Here is a 17,545-nt window from a genome sequence, read left to right as displayed (position 1 = left end):
CAGTAAAGGCCCGGTTTCCCGGGCCTTTACTGTACAATTTAACTTTCAACCTTTAGCTGGGTGAAATAAAACAATTAATTATTGCCCAAATAGCTGCGATACTGGGTGATTTATTTTTAGCCAGCGGTAACCAACTCACCCAAAGCTGGTTACATCGCGTTAATGTGGACGTCCTATTTCAATCCACCTGGGCAAACGTTGTGGCTGACGGAGGGATTCTTATCATTTTGGCTGCTATCTACGTCACCTATCAGTACGCTATCACACATCAGGCCTCGTCAACCGCACTTCCAAATCATTAAAGATTGCTATCCCTCATAAAAACACCTGACCCCCTTCTGTAATGGAAGGCGTCAGGTGCTTTTCAGTTTGATATTATTTATCGATTTACTTAGAAGATAATCCCTCTCCCCATTACTAAACATGGACAATATTCCGTTTGAGCTAGCTGTCTAACATGTCAAGAGCAAAAACATTGACTATCAATCATTGATTATCGAATAACAATATGCTATTATCGATAATGAATAATTCATTGAGGAGATGTTAACCATGTCAAAGTGGTTAAATTGGGGAATTAACTGTTTAATTGTTTTTTTCAGGTTTGGCATTGTCGCGGCTTACGCAATGCTCATCTATCCATTAAGCGATCTGCTATTGACATTTCAACGGGAACTTCCACAAAATATCATGCACAGTGACGACTTCCTCAGGCTACCCGGACAGAATACGGTCACAGCTGGCGCGATCCAGAGCTTTCCCTCCTGGCCGTATGCCATTTTGATTTTGATCGGCACGCTCATCTTTATTTGGGCCATGATCAAAAATTTAAAGTCACTCACCATCATCCTAAAAAACATCCAACAGGCAGACTATTTCTCCATCACCAACGAGAAGGCTTTAAAACAGCTTGTGATTGCCAACGTGGTCATAATTGTCAGTGATTTATTCCTAGCAGGTGGTAATCAACTCACCCGGAGTTGGTTCTATCTGATTGGCAACACGGGGATTCTGGCTTCAACTTGGAGTACAGTAGCTTCTGATGCCTGGCATGCTATTACTCTCGGTATCATTTACCTGATTTATCATTACACCTTAACCCTCAAAACCGAAAATGATTTAACCATTTAGGAGTGATTTATGTGGTCAAGTTAACTTTAAATGTGGTGATGGCTGAACGTAACATCACGAGCCGTGAACTCGCGGCCGCCATTGACATCACCCCCGCTAACCTGTCGATCCTTAAGACAGGAAAGGCCAAGGCAATCCGGTTCAGCACGTTGGCGAAGATCTGTCAGGTGCTCGACTGCCAACCCGGTGATATTTTAAAATACGTTCCTGATTGATCGCACACATCAGCGATTCAACTAACCCATCAAAAAGCGCACAACCATCTTTCAAGAATGGCTGTGCGCTTATTTTTATCAATTATCACGCTTAAAGTAGAGCCTAGTCTAGTCCCTACCGCGTCAAAGCCATCAAGCCATCTCCGGATGAGCACCTTTAGACCACATACTGTCGGCCCTTAAAAAGCCCCACCGCCAAAACCACCGGCGCCACCAGAGCCACCGCCCAGGAAGCCCCCCGACTGTCCGGATGGGCTAACCCCCGCCGGCAAGCTATTGCTGACGGCACTGGCCACGCCAACGCCGATGATCCCTATCAAGGGCTGATTGAAGTTGCCCACGTCGTAGAGCGGATAGGCATCCGCGAGCGCGGCACTCACGCGTTCCTGGCCAAAATCATGAGCCAGTTGCTGAGTAACCTGTTGCGTCAGGCCAAACGCCGCGGCGTAGGGCAGGATCTGTGCCCACAAGACGAGGTCACCGACCTTAGCCGTGTTGAAGTGCCCCACGTCCCTTAACATCTGCCGAAACCCCCGGACCTCATTGACCACCTGTAGTCCCTTGGCGTTGTAGTAGCTCACCTTGCAGTGACCGCGCAAATAGCCCCAGATAAGCAGGAGTAACAGGCCACTGGTCACCACCGTTTCAACTAACCACTGATGGCCAATCACCCAAGCGAAGAGCAACCACACAGCAATCTCTCCCGTCAAGCCGAGCGCCAGCCACCACAACCACCGGTGGTACCGAAAGCTTGCGGCATCCTGGTAGTCCTGAGCCGCCACGTTGATTTGTCCCTGCCAGTCCTGGAACCACTGCCCCACGAGGCCCTGCTCGTCCTTTTCGCTAAAGGCCGCAAGTTCGGCCAGCGTGAAACTGTCGTGGGCCCCCAAGTGGGTAAAGCACGGTTGGAGAAAGGCATTGGTTACCGTGCCCGTCTTGGTCAAGCGCACGGTGTCGGTCGCCGGTTCGGTCGTGATTGCCACTTCTTGCCGCCCGGCCGCGGCCATAATGTCTCCCGTTAAAGCATCCGTACTGGGCCACCTCAGGTCCACCAGTGCTTCCGCCAGTCCTGGCGCAACCTGGGGAACGTCGAAGAAGTGGCGAATTGGCGTTGGTTGCGCATAGCGATTGGCCGGATGACGCCACAACCACCATCCCGCACCGAGCAAGGTCACGGCTACCACGCTGGCCAGTCCCCAGTACCCGACAAACTGACGCAACCGCTTTTGCCGCTGTCGCGCTTGCATAGCCGCCGCTAATTTGGCCTCCTGCCGTTGGACAATTGCCTTCTGTGCACGATCACGCCGCTGTAGATTCGCTGCCGTGACCTGCGTGGGGAAAAGCAAGCGGCTCTCAATGGCCGTATTGGCGGGATTCTGCGCCACCGTCATCGTCACCCGGCCTGCCCGTCGCTCCACCCGCGTCTTGCCCGTGGCGGGTCCGTGTGTCCAGGCCTGCAGGGCCACCACCTTTTTGGCCGGAAGTTGGATCACTAAGGTCACGTCCTGTAGGGGCACCGCCCAGCTATTGGCAATTATCCGCCAATTAATCTCGGCGGTATCGCGGTAATTCGTGACCAAGCCACGCAAATGGTACCGGTAAGTTACCCGCAATTGATCGCCAACACCGACTGGCTGATGCAGCTGAACTTTGAGCTGTGCCGCCGTCCGCGTAAGCTGATACGTCCGGGCGGCATGGGTCGTGGCGGCCTGCGCCGTCACAACCGGCCGGCGATTAAGCTGGTAGTTGACGGCCACCAACTGACCACCCCGAAGTCCGCGTAAAGCCACCGTATTGTAGACGCCCTGATAGTCTTCGTTGAAATGATAGGTCATGGTTTCCGTCACGTTGGCATCCCCATTGCGTAAAATCAGCGCGGTCACCCGCATGGGCTTGAGCGTATAGGGTACCGCCGCGTGGGCTGACGTACTGCTCGTCACGAGTCCACCGCAGACGAGCAGCACCCCCACCAACAAGCCTTTTAGCCACTGTCTGATCATCGGTCATCCCCCCTTATATCCGATAGCATCATACGCCCAATTAAGCGGGTATATGACTGGGAGCACCACGGATTAAGGTGGTTAGTTAATTAGCCAATAACTCTTGACCAAATGAAAAGGCGCACCCGGGCCATTTCGCCAGCGGTGCGCCTGTAGTCTAAAACTAATGCTTTTTTCCAAACCAATTCTGTTGGCCCAAAGCGAACACAAGTAACCCAATTCCCACGATATCGATTGCCCACTTGAATCCCACGTTTAAATTAAGGGCCGTATTAATTGCCAGGAGTAGAACCAAAATCACCCCACCAGAAATACCGGTCTTCTTTTCCATGTCATCATCTCCATGACTGATGTGTCTGCTAATGTCGCTAAACTTAAGTTGTCTCGCTCAATCACAAGCAGTAAACTAAGTCTAATTTACTAAGGAGGTTATTTATAATGGACGTTGACACTTTTTGGCAGGATTTTAAATCCCGTCATCCCGAAATCAAAACCAATCACCACGATACTTACGCCATGGGCAGTACCGATGAAAACGCGACGATTCTGGCTCACCTGATTGCGGCTGGCACCAAAACCGCGACGACTTCCGCGCTTGACCTCTACACCGCCGATGAACCGCTCCCCTTCGTCGGCGAGTACAACGTGATCCTCGATGGTCACGACCAGCCCATCTGTGTGACCCAGACCAAGGTCGTCGAGACCATCCCCTTCAATCAAGTCAGTGCCGAGCACGCCTATCACGAGGGTGAAGACGACCGCACCCTCGCCAGTTGGCGACGGGAACACCGCGCCTTCTTTCAAGCCGCTTACCGTCAGGAGGGGCGGATCTTTACCGAGGATATTCCCTGTTACTGTGAGGTCTTTGTCCGTGTCGACTAAAGCACAGACAACATGGCCTTTTCCACCTTACCGTTCGCCAAAATTGAGCCGGAATGTCTCAGATACGTCTGAGCTCATAACCACCGGCCTCTCTAGTTACTCAGTGTTTTTAGACGACTGAAATAATGACTCAAAGTCGTTATCAACCGGGCCAAAAACGCTATGCCATCATATTTTCTAACCGTTGTTGCGATAAGACACAATCAGCGCCGGAGGAGGCCAGGGATGGAGCCGGCCGTGAAAGTGGTGTTAACTGGCGTTTTTTCAGCCAGTTTACAGCACGGGCGACTTTGGAGACACGTGTTCTTCGTGGCTCCAAATCGAGCGAGAAGACTGGTGATCTTCCAGGCTGAAGCGTCCCCACAGCAGGCGGAATCCCTGGCAGCCGCAGTGCAGCCAATTTTGCCTAATTTAATGGCGCGAATGCTTACCAAGTTTTAGATGCCTAGTTAAAGTAAGTCAGATCCGAAGCCAATGTCGGGTAGGCTGTGATGGTCTGGCTGATATCGGCGCTACTCATGTGATTGGTAATCACAAAGTCCAGGTAGTTAATGACCTGTTCGGCCTCACTGCTCAGAACCGCCGCACCCACGATATGGGCGGTGGCTTTATCCACAACCACTTTAATCCGTGCGTGCGGGTCTTGAAGCCGTTGGTAGCTGTACCAGTGGGTTAGATCAAGATCGTTCACTTGGTATTTATCTGGTGTCTCCGCCGCCTCTGCAGTGGTGACGCCCAATTGCGCTAGCTGGGTCTTACCATAGACCACTGAGGGAATCGTCGGGTAGACGATCTCTGGTGCGTCACGGGTGGTCAGTGTTTGTGTCAAGTAGCGGCCCTCAAAGCCAGCCACCGGTGTCAACTTAGGCTGTGGTCGATCGACGACATCTCCCAGCGCAAAGACGTGGGGATTGGTGGTCTGCAACTGCCCGTTCACGGTAATCCCGCGCGGTGTGGTCGCCACGTTCACGCGCTCAAGGTGGAGCTCATCCACAACGGGCTTCCGGCCAGCCGTGGCAAAGACCATCCCCGTCGTCCAGCTATCGCCGGCCGCCGTGGTCACTTTGAATTCATCATCATCCGGCGCCACGGTCGTAATGGCCGTGTTCAACTGCACATCGACCCCGTCCGCCTTTAACCGCGACAAAAGGTCCTTGACCAGATCGCCATCGAAGGCCCGTAATGGGCGATCACTGTGGTGAATCAGATGAACCTGACTACCGGCAGCATTGGCAATTGCGGCGAGTTCCACGCCCACGTAGCCGGCACCCATTAGGGTAATGTCGGCGGGCAAATGGTCGAGATCCAAGAACTCATTGCTGGTATTTAACCACTCCGACCCGGTAATTGCCGGAATCCGTGGTTCCTGGCCGGTCGCCACGATCCAGTTGGCCGCGTTCAGTTGGTCATTTCCCACCGTCAGCGTGCCATCGTCGTTGAAGCTAGCCGCACCATGGAAAGTCGCAATCTTGGCGGCTTCTAGCCCGCTGTGTGTTCCACCGGGAATCTTCTCCGTATAAGCCCGCTTGGCTGCCATCAAGGCCGGCCAGTCGATCTGCGGCACACTGGTCAGACCGTGTCCTTGCAAGGCCTCAGCGTGGCCCTGCGTCTCAACGGCCGCCATCAGAATTTTCTTGGGATCGCATCCCCGGTTGGGACACGTGCCACCCCAAAGGTCCTTTTCGACCACCGCAACGTTCATTCCCCGTGCGTGTAACCCATATGCCGCGGCTAAACCACCGGGGCCACCACCAATCACAACGATATCGAACTCTTGCATCTGCTAAAACCTTCCCTTCTTGAAAGTTACTCTGACGATCAGGATATCGAGCTTACTGGGTAACCGGCTTGATCACTTAACCCATAAAATGCTGGTTACCGCCACATAATCTTGGTTCAAGTTTAGCACGGAACTGGGGAATCTCGGCCTGATTTGTTTGTTCACCACGGCTACCACCGTCGTCCCCGAGTAGCGCTATTCATCCGCTTGACGGCGGTAATGACGTTGGACTGACCGGAGATTCAGCGCAATATAGCCCACAATGACCAGCCCGGTCACCAAGTAGACGGGACCGACGGGAAGATTCTGAAAGCAGATGCCGTACGCCACGGTGCCTAAGGGTAAGGCCAATTGCATGAGGGTGGAAAAGGTGGACCCCACACGGCCCAATAGCTTAGTGGGCACGGTCATCTGCATGTAGACCGACATGGGCGTATTGACAAAGGCCAGCGTGAGCCCAATCACCAACGCGATACCGATTAAACTGATCATCAAAACCGAGTCCGTGATCGGGACCATGAAGATGCCGCCAATCACCGCGATGAGGCTGCCGATGACCATCGACAGCCGTAAAACGGCGAGTAGGACATTTTTGAATTTTGGCAGAACGGCAAGCACCAGGTTTCCCAGTAAAACACCCCCGGAAAAGGCACTCAAAATCCAGCTCAGCCGCGCATTACCGAGATGCCGCGTCTGAACAATGGCATAGGGCAGGCCCACATCGATCGACGCCAACAAGAAATTCAGGAAGATTCCCATGGTCACGACCGACAGCAACGTGAAGTGATTGCGGATGTACAGCAGGCCAATCTTAAACTGATCCCACTGGCCCTGAGCGGCGTCATCCTCGACCGCCTCGGTCGTCTTAAGCGGATGGAATCGCATGCTGAGGGCAATCAACCAGGTTAAAATTTCGGCAACGATTTCAACCCGCACGATACCTTCAAACCCAATCCAGCCGTAGAGCATCGCGGATAGTAACGGCGCCACGAGTTGAATGCCGGCGGTCGCCGCCTGTTCAATCGTGGCCAGTGTCTTCACGTGATTGTCATTCACCAACTCGTGAACGGACGCCGTGAAAGTGGTATTGGTGATCTTGTCACAACAAGCCGTTATGATGAGGAGTCCCACCGCTAAGAGCATGGGGGCATTTACCTGCGTCGTGAGCACGGCATAGAGTAGAACCGCCGCAATCGCAACGCCCTTACTCATCAGGATCAATGGCTTGTGCCGACGCCGATCAACCAGGTTGCCCACCGGCATGACCAGCAGTAGCCCAATCACGGGATAAATGATGGACCCCAGCCCAAAACTAATGGCCGAGTGGGTCCTGTGTAAGAGCATCAGCCCCACGGCAAAACTAAACGTGTCACCCCCCAACGTCCCGATAATGTCGCTACTTGCCGCCTTGACAATCTGAATCGTTGACTGGCGATTGCTAATCTGAACGTCCATGCGTGATCGCTCCCTTCTGTTGAAAACCATTGTAGTCGTCATTGGGCACCATAAGCCGTCTAATATGTAGCAAATTTGCCACGTCTGTTAAGGAGGAATTTTACCATGCAACCGATCGGAACCACGCTCAAACAAATCCGCCAGGCCAAAGGGTTTACGCAAAAAGACGTCTACGGCGACATCATCTCCCGTTCCTTCGCCATCCGGCTGGAGAGCGGCCAGCACGATCTCACCGCCGGAAAGCTCTTCTTGATTCTCGACCGGTTAGGTGTAAGCGCCAACGAATTTCGCTTCATTCAAAACGACTACCAGGCCACCGCGAGTGAATTGGCCCGTAGTCAGATCATGTTGGCCTACGATCAGCAAAACTTCCCGCGAATCAGCCACCTCGCGACGCGGTACGCCCACAGCGATAACCCCGCGGAACGCCAAATGGCCGTCCTCGCCAACGTCCTCATCATGGCTTTCGATCGACGAGAAATGGTCGCAACCCCCGCGATGGCGCAACTCTGGCAACAACTAACCCTGACCAAGACCTGGACGCTGCAGGAAATTGACTTTGGACCAATCATCCTCGTCCTGACGGTTCAAAAGAAGCAGCCCCTGGCGGCAACGATTCGTAAGTACCACCTGGCTTGTGAACGCTACGTTTCGGCAGAAGCCGATCCCTTTCACGTGATGGACGCACGCGCTGCTTTCGACCTGGTCGCCCTACAACTCCTCTTGAATCACCAACAATATGCCACGGCACAACAATTTAAGTCGCAACTTTTAGCGGGAGAAACGGCCCACTTCACGAGTGACGGCAACCTCGATCAACAGCTTTCCTTGTGGATCTGGGAAGGCTATTTCGGCGATCCCACGGTGGCTGCTAACCGTGCCGAAGCGCTACGCCAGATCCCCAGCACGCGTTTCAAACTAGGGATTGATACCCTGCTCAGCACTTGGAACAAACGCGCCGCAGCCTATCACCAACGCCAGAAATAATCTGTGCTAAAATAATCTCTAGTAACCGTTTAGAGGGGGAACACCATGACTTTCTATACTTACAGCTATCTCACAACACACCACAACACCTGGCAATACGTGCGGATTGGCCTGCTGATTGCCCTATTAATTGTTTTTATTGGGCTGTTCGTTTACTACCTCCGGCATCAGTGGAATGTGAAATATAAGGACCTGAGTATTATCACCGCGACTTTATTATTACTAGTCCTCGGCCTTCAAATCAACGGACTGGTCTCGCTCCAGTCTGCGACTAAACAAACAGGCGAGATCACAGCAACCGTGCAACAGGTCGCCCGGCAGCTCCATGTCAAACCGGAAAGGCTCAGTATCAATGCTACCTCTACGGGAAGTGACCTCTTGGTAAAGTCACCCAAGGGCTACTATCGCTTGGTGTATAGCTCGGATGGCAGCGCCTTTGTTCTAGAGAAGCTCACGTTGGCGGATCCTAAGATTAAACTGGTAAAGGAGTAGTCTATGTTTGTTTATTCAGATGTTTTTATTAAATTAGTCGTTGGTTTCCTATTTATGACGGTTCTCATCAATTTTTCCGGAAAGGGAAACTTGGCGCCGACCTCGGCCATCGATCAGGTTCAGAACTACGTCTTGGGGGGAATTGTCGGTGGGGTCATTTATAACTCAGCGGTCACCCTACTGCAATTCGTCCTGGTACTCCTGATCTGGTCCCTACTGATTCTAGTGACCCGCTACCTCAAGATTCACGTTCGGGTGATTGGTAAATTTATCGACGGTGGTCCCATCACAGTGGTCCGAGATGGAAAGCTCCTGGTTCACAACTGCTTAAAGGCCAACCTCTCCGCCAAAGAAATCGACTTCAAACTCCGGACGGCCGGCGTCTATCAGCTCGATGACGTCAAACGGGCCATCGTCGAACAGAACGGGAGCCTCACCGTCCTTCGCCAGGGAGACGGCTCTATCCGCTACCCCATTATTGTGGATGGCCAGATTGACCAAGACGTCTTGGAACTGATGAATCACGATGAAACCTGGCTGCTGGATCAGCTGTCCCAGCGCGGCATCAAAAACGTTCGTGATGTCTACATGGCAAAATACGAAAACCACCAATTCGAAATCACCCGCTACACCGAATCCTAATACGGAAAGCCGCGGCGCTTGATTTAATTATCCGGTTATTTGTTCACCCTAAAAGTGGTACGCTTGATGTAAAGATATCGAGGAGGGATGCCGCATGGCCGCAGACCGCTTGCTGGAAAACTGGCAAATCTACAACCGCCAACTTCAATGCGTTGGCACCCGACGCCGCGAGGAAACCCTAGCGCCGGGCGAATATCACTTGGTCGTTAACGCCTTTATCTTCAATGCTGCTGGTCAAGTTCTCTTGCAGCAACGATCCCCCGACAAGCTCTATTTCCCCAGCTACTGGGATTCCTCAGTCGGCGGATCGGTTCAGGCAGGCGAAAATATTGAGATGGCTATGCACCGCGAAATGGCCGAGGAAATTGGCTGGGACATCCCCGTAGTTGCAGCCGACAATTACCTTATTACTCCCCATTCTCATTGGGTCAGTGCCTGGTTTGCCTTTCAGACCCAACGAACGGCGGCGGACTTTACAGTTCAGCACGATGAACTCCAGCGGGTCGCCTTCTTTGACCGCGCGGACGCCCACGATCACCTTCATCAGATCGGTTTTGACCCTTACACGACCGAGCTAGACCGGGCTTGGCATCATCTGCGACACGTCACTTAATCTATTTCAGAGAATAAGACATCACGTAAAAAATTGGCTCGTTCGGAATTGTTGGAATTCTGAACGAGCCAATTCTATTTTGCCATGAGCGGGCACAAGCCAGTTTGTTGTGGACGCTTCTCCTTATTTTCTTAATCACAAAGCCCCCCATCTCAAGATGAAGAGTCGGGTAAAAAGGGAACTTGGGCTACATTCCCATTTCACAAGTATCATTGCCGACTGCCCAGTAGGCAATCTCATGTTGTCTATACCAGCTAAACGTGATATTCTGAAGGCATCTTTAAACGGCGCCTCGTTCACGTCTTCCCCACCGACCATTTGTTGGGCCACTGTTCGCTAATAATTTAAAAAATTTATTCCAGTCGCTTACACCAGTATCCCCAAAAGCCCAGAGCACAGACGCCCATTAGGCCGCTCAACCAGCCCAGCTTCGCGTGTGTTTTGCCAGCCTGTGGCCAATCAGCGGTGTCATCATCATCTGTCGTTGAAGCTGTTGGGTCTCCGTTGCGGATCATATCGGGGCTTTGAAGGTCCTCAACGTTACCGCCAGCAAAGTAATCGTTAGCTATTTTAGCGGCGCGTGTCATTTTCGTTTTTCTCACTGTGGTCGCCGTGACTCTATCCACGTCAGTTGCCTTAGGGGGCCGCTTCTGACCGTTACCGGTGTTGCTGCTCTGAGTGTCACCAGCACTGCCGTGACCATTACTGCTCCCTGAACTACCGTTGGAACTGCTGACTTCGTTACTGCTATTATGGCCAGTAGGCTTAGCTGTATCCGGCTTTGAAGAGCTGTTACTACTACCCTTGTCAGGCTCATCCGCTTCGATGTCACTGGTAGTATCACCGATGCCTTCAAAATCAGAATTGCTCACCGGGGTGTTTGCCCCCGCCGAATCAGAACTACCCGCGTTATCAGGCATACCTTCGCTGTCATCCAAATGCTCAGTCGCCCCCTCTGAGTCATTAAGCCCTTCCGAGTCGGTATTATCAGCAATGGTTGTTTCCCCATCTTGAGCGGTCGATTCCGGTTCGGGGGGAGATTGACGGTCAGTCGTTATTTTAGCCTTGGTTGGCGTCTGTTCCGTTCTCAAAACGTTGGCCTGGGCCACTAGTTGCTCCGTAAACATCCCCGTTCCAACCAAAACAACTGCCACGGTACGCCACAGATTTATTCTTCCCTTTTGCGTCATCTCTTCTCCCCCAAGCTCCGCGTCTGTTTATTTTCCGCTGTCGATAATCAATATATTATCAAGTTAATCATCGGAAGAAAACAAGAATCGATGATGACCAGCAAAAAAGGAACCGCTGTCTACAGACAGTGATTCCTTCTCGAAGAAACGTTGATTTAACAGCATTTCCAAAATTAATTCATTTATATGAGGATGACCGCTCATTTCTCCAATTAGACGTTTAACGGTTAACCATTGACCGCTATTGGACCGCGACCGCGAAGTGTTTATAGTTGTAACTTCGTGCAAACTTGTGAGCTGAAACCCAATACTTCCCTTGGTTAGGATCGGCCACGTGGTAGTACCCGCGCTTGTAACCATCCAACAACATCACATGACTGTTATTAATGCCAGTCCCCCAGAAGTAATGGCCATACTGGGCCTTAGCAAAATGTAAGGTCACGTAAACCACAACTGGATTATGTAACCGCAGTTGTGCCCGCAATTGGCTGAGCTTGGCGCCACTCACATTCTTAACGGGCGTATAGCGATTGCCCCATTTTGCTAACGGCTTAGGAAAAATGGATTGGAACACACCGGGGGTCACCTTGTAGGGACTCCCTGCAAACCCATTGTTCGGATTGTTATTCTTGCTTCGTGGTAAGTGCTTCATAAAAGCCACCAACCCCGTCGACCGCAACACACCTTTAGCGTGCAACCCTTCCAGGAGGCTCGCTGATTCACACCCCATCCAAGCCTTAACGGCGTTTTGACTGATGTAGGGCGCGTTCAATTTCACCGTAGAGGGTGTTTTAAGATCCTTGTGCCCGACCCAACCCGAATAAGACTTTTTCGCTCCCAGGGCGGTCACGTAATCATACTGGTATTGCTTGCCATTTGCCTTCTGGACGTAGGCCGTCTTGCTAACCACCCAAGCGGTCTTGGGGAAGCTTGCCAAACGATGGTTGACCGTCATGGTCAGTTCTCCCGCCCGCGATTGAAAGGTGTACATCTGCCCTTTAAGATTGCCGGTAACCCGACCATATTTCGTGACCTTTTTTTGAGAAACAATCTGTTGCGTAGCGGCTTGAGCAGTCACTAGCCCCAAACTCCCCAGGGTGACACCGATTAACAGTGCGACCCCCATTTTCTTAAACATTCGAGTAACCCCTTCTCCGTTAGTTGACGCGGCCATGGACGGCCTAGGTTCTAACTTTCAAGCTATCATATTGCGTCATAATGGGTACGGAAACGCGCCCCAAGATCAAACAGATGACGTAAAACCAGTATACAGCGAGAGATCCCCCCAAGACAAGGTCAGCATGGGGTATGTAAAAACCCGTGCCCCTTCAGCAAGGTTTGCCAAAAGAACACGGGTTTTAAAAAGATTAAGATTATCTAGTCGCGATGAGACTGTGACTTTCTAGTTGTTGAACAGCCTTGACCACCATATTTGCAAGTCGCTAACATCGTCCCCAACCAGTCAAGTGGCGTGAAATCCAATTCCAAGTCGTCAACTGAAGTTGGTTTAGTCATTCCCTTTAAACGCATGATATATCCTCCTTTTTCTCTATATCTGCTAAACATGGGTTAATTTGTTGAGTTAATCCTCTTCTATCTGCTGATTCACTTTGCTAGTCGTGGTCGCGCCGTTTCTTCCAGCCACTAAGCGTGAAGACCGCAAGCAGTGCGCCGATCCAAGCTAACTTAGACTGTTGTTCCCCAGTCTGTGGCAACGTGCCACCACCAACGCTAGAACCACTGCCACCACTGTAACCACTGGTGTGGCCCAAACTACCACCGCCACCAGTAGAACCTGATGAACCGGAACCACCACCATAACTTAGCCCAACTGGTGAACCACTACCGCTGCCGGTGTCACTGCTACTTCCACTTCCACTGCCACCGGAAGTATCCGCCAATTCATCTGCTGCTGAACCAGAAACGTCTTGGTCTTCGGTATCATTGGCAGTATCCGCTTGGCCAGTGCCCCCAGTGCTACCGCTATCGGAGCCGGTAGTACCATTACCATTACCGGAACCGTTGCCAGAGCCGCCGTTGCCATTACCGCTACCAGAACCGGAGCCGTTTCCGTTGCCAGAACCGCCATTACCAGAACCGTTACCGGAACCAGAGCCGTTGCCATTGCCAGAACCGGAACCTGAATCATTACTATTGCCGTTTCCGGAGCCAGAGCCGCCATTGCCGTTTCCGTTGCCAGAGCCGCCATTGCCATCTCCGTTGCCAGAGCCGCCATTGCCATCTCCGTTACCAGAGCCGCCATTGCCGTTTCCGTTACCAGAGCCACCATTGCCGTTTCCGTTACCAGAGCCGCCATTGCCATCTCCGTTGCCAGAGCCGCCATTACCATCTCCGTTACCAGAGCCACCGTTGCCGTTGCCAGAGCCGCCATTGCCATCTCCGTTGCCAGAGCCGCCATTGCCATCTCCGTTGCCAGAGCCGCCGTTGCCATCTCCGTTGCCAGAGCCGCCATTGCCGTTCCCGTTGCCAGAGCCGCCGTTGCCATCTCCGTTACCAGAGCCGCCGTTGCCATCTCCGTTACCGGAATCGGAACCATTGCCACTGTCCGAACCGTTGCCGGAGTCGGAGCCATTGCCGCCATCTGAACCGTTGCCGGAGTCGGAACCATCGCCACCATCTGAACCGTTGCCAGAGTCGGAACCATTGCCGCCATCTGAACCGTTGCCAGAATCGGAGCCGTCGCTACCGTCTGAACCGTTGCCGGAATCAGAGCCATCGCCACCATCGGAGCCGTTACCAGAGTCGGAGCCATCGCCACCGTCCGAACCGTTACCTGAGTCGGAACCGTCGCTGCCGTCCGAACCGTTACCGGAATCGGAGCCATCGCCACCATCGGAGCCGTTACCGCCATCTGAGCCGTTGCCGGAATCGGAACCATCGCCACCATCGGAACCGTTACCTGAATCGGAGCCATTGTCACCGTCGGAACCGTTGCCGGAATCGGAACCGTCACTGCCGTCGCCGCCATCGCCGTCGCCACTGCCATCGCCATCACCGTCACCGTCGCCGTCACCTGGATGACCACCGTTTCCATTACCACCACCGGTTCCTGGGCCCGTTACATTGCCACCACCAGAACCATCGGAGCCGTTGCCAGAATCGGAACCGTCGCTACCGTCTGAACCGTTACCGGAATCGGAGCCATCACTGCCGTCTGAACCGTTACCAGAGTCGGAACCATTGCCACCGTCTGAACCGTTACCGGAATCAGAACCGTCGCTACCGTCTGAACCGTTACCGGAGTCGGAGCCATCACTGCCGTCTGAACCGTTACCAGAGTCGGAACCATTGCCACCGTCTGAACCGTTACCGGAATCAGAACCGTCGCTGCCGTCTGAACCATTCCCAGAGTCAGAGCCATTACCACCGTCCGAGCCGTTGCCAGAGTCGGAACCATCGCCACCGTCTGAACCGTTGCCAGAGTCGGAGCCATTGCCGCCGTCTGAACCGTTGCCAGAGTCGGAGCCATTGCCGCCGTCTGAACCGTTACCGGAGTCGGAGCCGTCACTGCCGTCCGAGCCGTTGCCAGAGTCGGAACCATCGCCACCGTCTGAACCGTTGCCAGAGTCCGAGCCATTGCCGCCATCTGAACCGTTACCGGAGTCGGAGCCGTCACTGCCGTCTGATCCATTGCCGGAGTCAGATCCATTATCGCCATCTGAGCCATTACCAGAGTCGGAGCCGTTATCGCCGTCTGAATCACTGTCAGAGTCATCACCATCGTTACTATTCACCTTTTGGAACACGTGAACAACGGTTTGTTCCTTATCACTAAATTTCCCAGTTAACTCTCCCTGGGTCTCCTTGTAGACATAACCTTCAATATCCTTCGGTTGTGCATCGTACTCTTCACCAAGCCCACCTTTCAGCAACTCATCTTCGCTAATCTTGTTGCCCTCGGTATCTACGTAAGAAACTTTCACTGGTTCTGAATCATCCTTGAGTCGGTAATGAACCACGAACGTCCACAAAACACGGTGAGGATTAATGCTATCCCGAATTTCTCCAAGCATGGCATAGCGATCTTTAACGACCGCCGAATTAGTCAGTTGGCCATCCGTGAAGTTGTCATCTGAACTAACACTTTCTTGATATTCTAATTTGTCGAAAGTCAGCCCTTGCGCACGATCTTCAACACCTTTACCACCGCTAAAGTGGATCTTATAGAATGGCGTCTTTGAAAGCAGGGTCCCATTTTCCTTCTGTCGCGTTTCTTCGGTATACATTGGCAGGGCAATCTTGTTCTCGTCAATAGGATGCATAACGTATCGCCGACTATCAATCGTGGTTGTTTTGTTCTCAATACGACCAGCTAATCGGTTGTCGCTCAATAACACTGACTTCGAGATCAATTGGTTATCACCGTTAAAGCTATCTAAGGACAAAAGGCTTAAGACACCGAAGTCTTCAATTTGACATCCGCTTAAGTCCAAGTCCCGAATCGAAGTCACACCTGCCAATGGGCGAACATCCGACAGTCGGTTGTTTGGTAATTTCAAGGTCTGCAAGTTCTTCAAATCTTTTAACGGTTTCACATTAGTGACATTCCCACGTGGCGAAACGATAGGATGCTCACCATATGAGACATTCTCATTATTGTCATAATTCGTCACTGCCCCGTCCAAAATTAAAGTGTGCAGCTTAGTTGCTTTCTCTAGCCCTTCCAAACTTACCGGCACGCGACTCTGAACACCACTCCCCACAACGCTTTCCTTATCAACAATAATTTCTGTAATATCATTCATGTGTGAGGGCTTGATATCTTCAACCGTTTTAACCCGCTTCCCCATTTGCTGAAGCGTTTTCAAAACGATTTTTTGCATCTCTGGACTTGGCATCCAATCACTAATCGATGCTCGCCGACTACTTACGTGACTTGTCTTGGTCTTATCCGTGACATCAGCACTAACCGTGGATGTGTCCATAAAGAGCCCCGTCCCCACCAATGCTGCTGCCGCCGTCAACCATAAACTCGCTCGTACATTTTGTGCCATTACTTTTTTCCTCCAAAGTCATTTAACTTAATTTTGCCTGTTGTTCTTTCTCCGATGATTAATATCCTATCAGGTTAACCAAAAGAAGAAAACAAGTTCTGACATATGTAATCAAATAGGGAATCATCGCCGTTAAACGATGACTCCCTAAATGACGTTCCATGTACCGTAATCCCTTGTGAATAGCGGGATTGGTATACCTTTATAAAAGTCTGAATTTCAGGCCAAAAAGATGGCTATCGGTTAAAATGACGTTGGGGCTTAATTGTTGTCAAAATTTCACCATAACCGTTGAATATAAGCCTGTTATAGAGTGGTTTCTTGCCGTACATGGCGATCGAGCGCCACTTATAGACACCCTATTGCCGTCTTCTAGTAGGCCATGATTAGTCACCATCTTTGCAATAAAAAATTTCATCTCACAAAAGTGGTATAGTCCACAATTGCTGCTAGCTAAACGGAACTTTCCCTACTGAATCGTCACCGGATGACGTGGTTGGTTGATATGGGGTGACACGGTTGCCTTGAACGACTACCGCCAGCAACGAAATCATGTCATTTTTCGACTATCTCCCTACCAAAATTAGAACTGGTTAGCCATACAATGTCATCTTTACTAAAATCAGGTGCACTTCTATTAGAAACAGGCGCGGCCAATGGGCATCTCCTAGTAACGTTATGACTGATCGTCCCATCTCTGCGATTAAACCTTGCAATAATTACGCAACCGGCGATGTTTTTTGCCAGTCACACACGATGGTTAAACGACTGCCGTTGTGGCAACACAACTGTCAGTCAATGCAGTTTATTCCAGCTACTGACGACCGGTTTAGACAGCCGGTAAGGGCCGCTATCGTCTGCTGTAACCTGTGTGATCCTGGGTGCGTCAAAAAGGGCCAGCGTTGAAAAAACACCTCAACACTGGCCCATTTCGATTTCACCTTAAGCCGCTTGTCGGATTTGAACCAACGACCTCTTCCTTACCATGGAAACGCTCTACCTGCTGAGCTAAAGCGGCATACTCTCATTATCGCCGATTAGCGAATTAATGACAATAAAAAAAGAACCCAATCACTGGGTTCTTTCGTTCGCGTGGCAACGTCCTATCCTCGCAGGGGGCGATCCCCCAACTACTATCGGCGT

General features: G+C 51.7%; 15 protein-coding genes and 1 tRNA gene. 7 read left to right on the top strand and 9 right to left on the bottom strand.

Features of this window, described 5'->3' with window-relative positions; all coding sequences use genetic code 11:
- The first annotated feature begins 552 nt into the window (after nucleotides 1–552).
- Entirely contained in the window at nucleotides 553–1,131 is a 579-nt protein-coding gene (locus FD28_RS06735) for a DUF2975 domain-containing protein (protein WP_057733892.1), read from the top strand.
- 11 nt (nucleotides 1,132–1,142) lie between these two features.
- Nucleotides 1,143–1,346 carry a helix-turn-helix domain-containing protein gene (locus tag FD28_RS06730; RefSeq protein ID WP_057733890.1) on the top strand — a complete coding sequence of 68 codons (204 nt, stop codon included), beginning with the start codon at nucleotides 1,143–1,145 and terminating at the stop codon, nucleotides 1,344–1,346.
- 179 nt (nucleotides 1,347–1,525) lie between these two features.
- Here FD28_RS06730 and FD28_RS06725 read toward each other — a convergent pair whose 3' ends face one another.
- Together FD28_RS06725 and FD28_RS13240 are read right to left on the bottom strand one after the other, a co-directional pair.
- Entirely contained in the window at nucleotides 1,526–3,346 is a 1,821-nt protein-coding gene (locus FD28_RS06725) for a DUF2207 domain-containing protein (RefSeq protein ID WP_057733888.1), read from the bottom strand.
- A gap of 163 nt (nucleotides 3,347–3,509) precedes the next feature.
- Complete coding sequence (locus FD28_RS13240; RefSeq protein WP_157059863.1) at nucleotides 3,510–3,677, bottom strand: hypothetical protein; 168 nt, start codon at nucleotides 3,675–3,677, stop codon at nucleotides 3,510–3,512.
- 107 nt (nucleotides 3,678–3,784) lie between these two features.
- On the opposite strand from FD28_RS13240, the gene FD28_RS06720 reads away from it, so the two are divergent.
- On the top strand, nucleotides 3,785–4,228 hold the full coding sequence (locus FD28_RS06720) for an ASCH domain-containing protein (protein WP_057733886.1): 444 nt from the start codon (nucleotides 3,785–3,787) through the stop codon (nucleotides 4,226–4,228).
- A gap of 445 nt (nucleotides 4,229–4,673) precedes the next feature.
- On the opposite strand, the gene FD28_RS06710 is transcribed toward FD28_RS06720, so the two are convergent.
- Complete coding sequence (locus FD28_RS06710) at nucleotides 4,674–6,008, bottom strand: dihydrolipoyl dehydrogenase family protein (protein WP_057733882.1); 1,335 nt, start codon at nucleotides 6,006–6,008, stop codon at nucleotides 4,674–4,676.
- A gap of 195 nt (nucleotides 6,009–6,203) precedes the next feature.
- Entirely contained in the window at nucleotides 6,204–7,463 is a 1,260-nt protein-coding gene (locus FD28_RS06705) for an MFS transporter (RefSeq protein WP_057733879.1), read from the bottom strand.
- A 105-nt stretch (nucleotides 7,464–7,568) separates the two neighbouring features.
- Between FD28_RS06705 and FD28_RS06700 the strand changes: the two genes are divergently transcribed.
- From FD28_RS06700 to FD28_RS06685, 4 genes are all read left to right on the top strand, one after another.
- Nucleotides 7,569–8,450, top strand: coding sequence for a helix-turn-helix domain-containing protein (locus FD28_RS06700; protein ID WP_057733877.1), 882 nt, complete (start codon nucleotides 7,569–7,571; stop codon nucleotides 8,448–8,450).
- 45 nt (nucleotides 8,451–8,495) lie between these two features.
- Nucleotides 8,496–8,942, top strand: a complete 447-nt coding sequence (locus FD28_RS06695; protein ID WP_057733875.1) for a DUF3290 domain-containing protein — start codon at nucleotides 8,496–8,498, stop codon at nucleotides 8,940–8,942.
- Nucleotides 8,943–8,945: 3 nt separating this feature from the next.
- Entirely contained in the window at nucleotides 8,946–9,584 is a 639-nt protein-coding gene (locus tag FD28_RS06690; RefSeq protein ID WP_057733874.1) for a DUF421 domain-containing protein, read from the top strand.
- A 94-nt stretch (nucleotides 9,585–9,678) separates the two neighbouring features.
- Nucleotides 9,679–10,197: an NUDIX hydrolase gene (locus FD28_RS06685; RefSeq protein WP_057733871.1), complete on the top strand. Its 519-nt coding sequence runs from the start codon at nucleotides 9,679–9,681 to the stop codon at nucleotides 10,195–10,197.
- A gap of 353 nt (nucleotides 10,198–10,550) precedes the next feature.
- Here FD28_RS06685 and FD28_RS06680 read toward each other — a convergent pair whose 3' ends face one another.
- The 5 genes from FD28_RS06680 to FD28_RS06665 all read right to left on the bottom strand — a co-directional run bounded on the left by FD28_RS06680 (nucleotide 10,551) and on the right by FD28_RS06665 (nucleotide 17,420).
- On the bottom strand, nucleotides 10,551–11,387 hold the full coding sequence (locus FD28_RS06680; RefSeq protein WP_057733869.1) for a hypothetical protein: 837 nt from the start codon (nucleotides 11,385–11,387) through the stop codon (nucleotides 10,551–10,553).
- Between the two features lie 241 nt (nucleotides 11,388–11,628).
- Nucleotides 11,629–12,525 (bottom strand): C39 family peptidase, encoded by an 897-nt coding sequence (locus tag FD28_RS06675; protein ID WP_057733867.1) that lies wholly within the window; start codon nucleotides 12,523–12,525, stop codon nucleotides 11,629–11,631.
- A 239-nt stretch (nucleotides 12,526–12,764) separates the two neighbouring features.
- Complete coding sequence (locus FD28_RS13235; protein WP_157059862.1) at nucleotides 12,765–12,917, bottom strand: hypothetical protein; 153 nt, start codon at nucleotides 12,915–12,917, stop codon at nucleotides 12,765–12,767.
- 83 nt (nucleotides 12,918–13,000) lie between these two features.
- On the bottom strand, nucleotides 13,001–16,402 hold the full coding sequence (locus FD28_RS06670; protein ID WP_057733864.1) for a MucBP domain-containing protein: 3,402 nt from the start codon (nucleotides 16,400–16,402) through the stop codon (nucleotides 13,001–13,003).
- 945 nt (nucleotides 16,403–17,347) lie between these two features.
- Nucleotides 17,348–17,420, bottom strand: a tRNA-Thr gene (locus FD28_RS06665).
- Nucleotides 17,421–17,545 lie beyond the last annotated feature (125 nt).

This window comes from Levilactobacillus hammesii DSM 16381, assembly GCF_001434395.1.
In the GTDB taxonomy this organism is placed as follows: Bacteria; Bacillota; Bacilli; order Lactobacillales; family Lactobacillaceae; genus Levilactobacillus; species Levilactobacillus hammesii.
The sequence above is the reverse complement of the archived record's forward strand: the minus strand, read 5'-3'. Positions and strand labels throughout refer to the sequence as shown.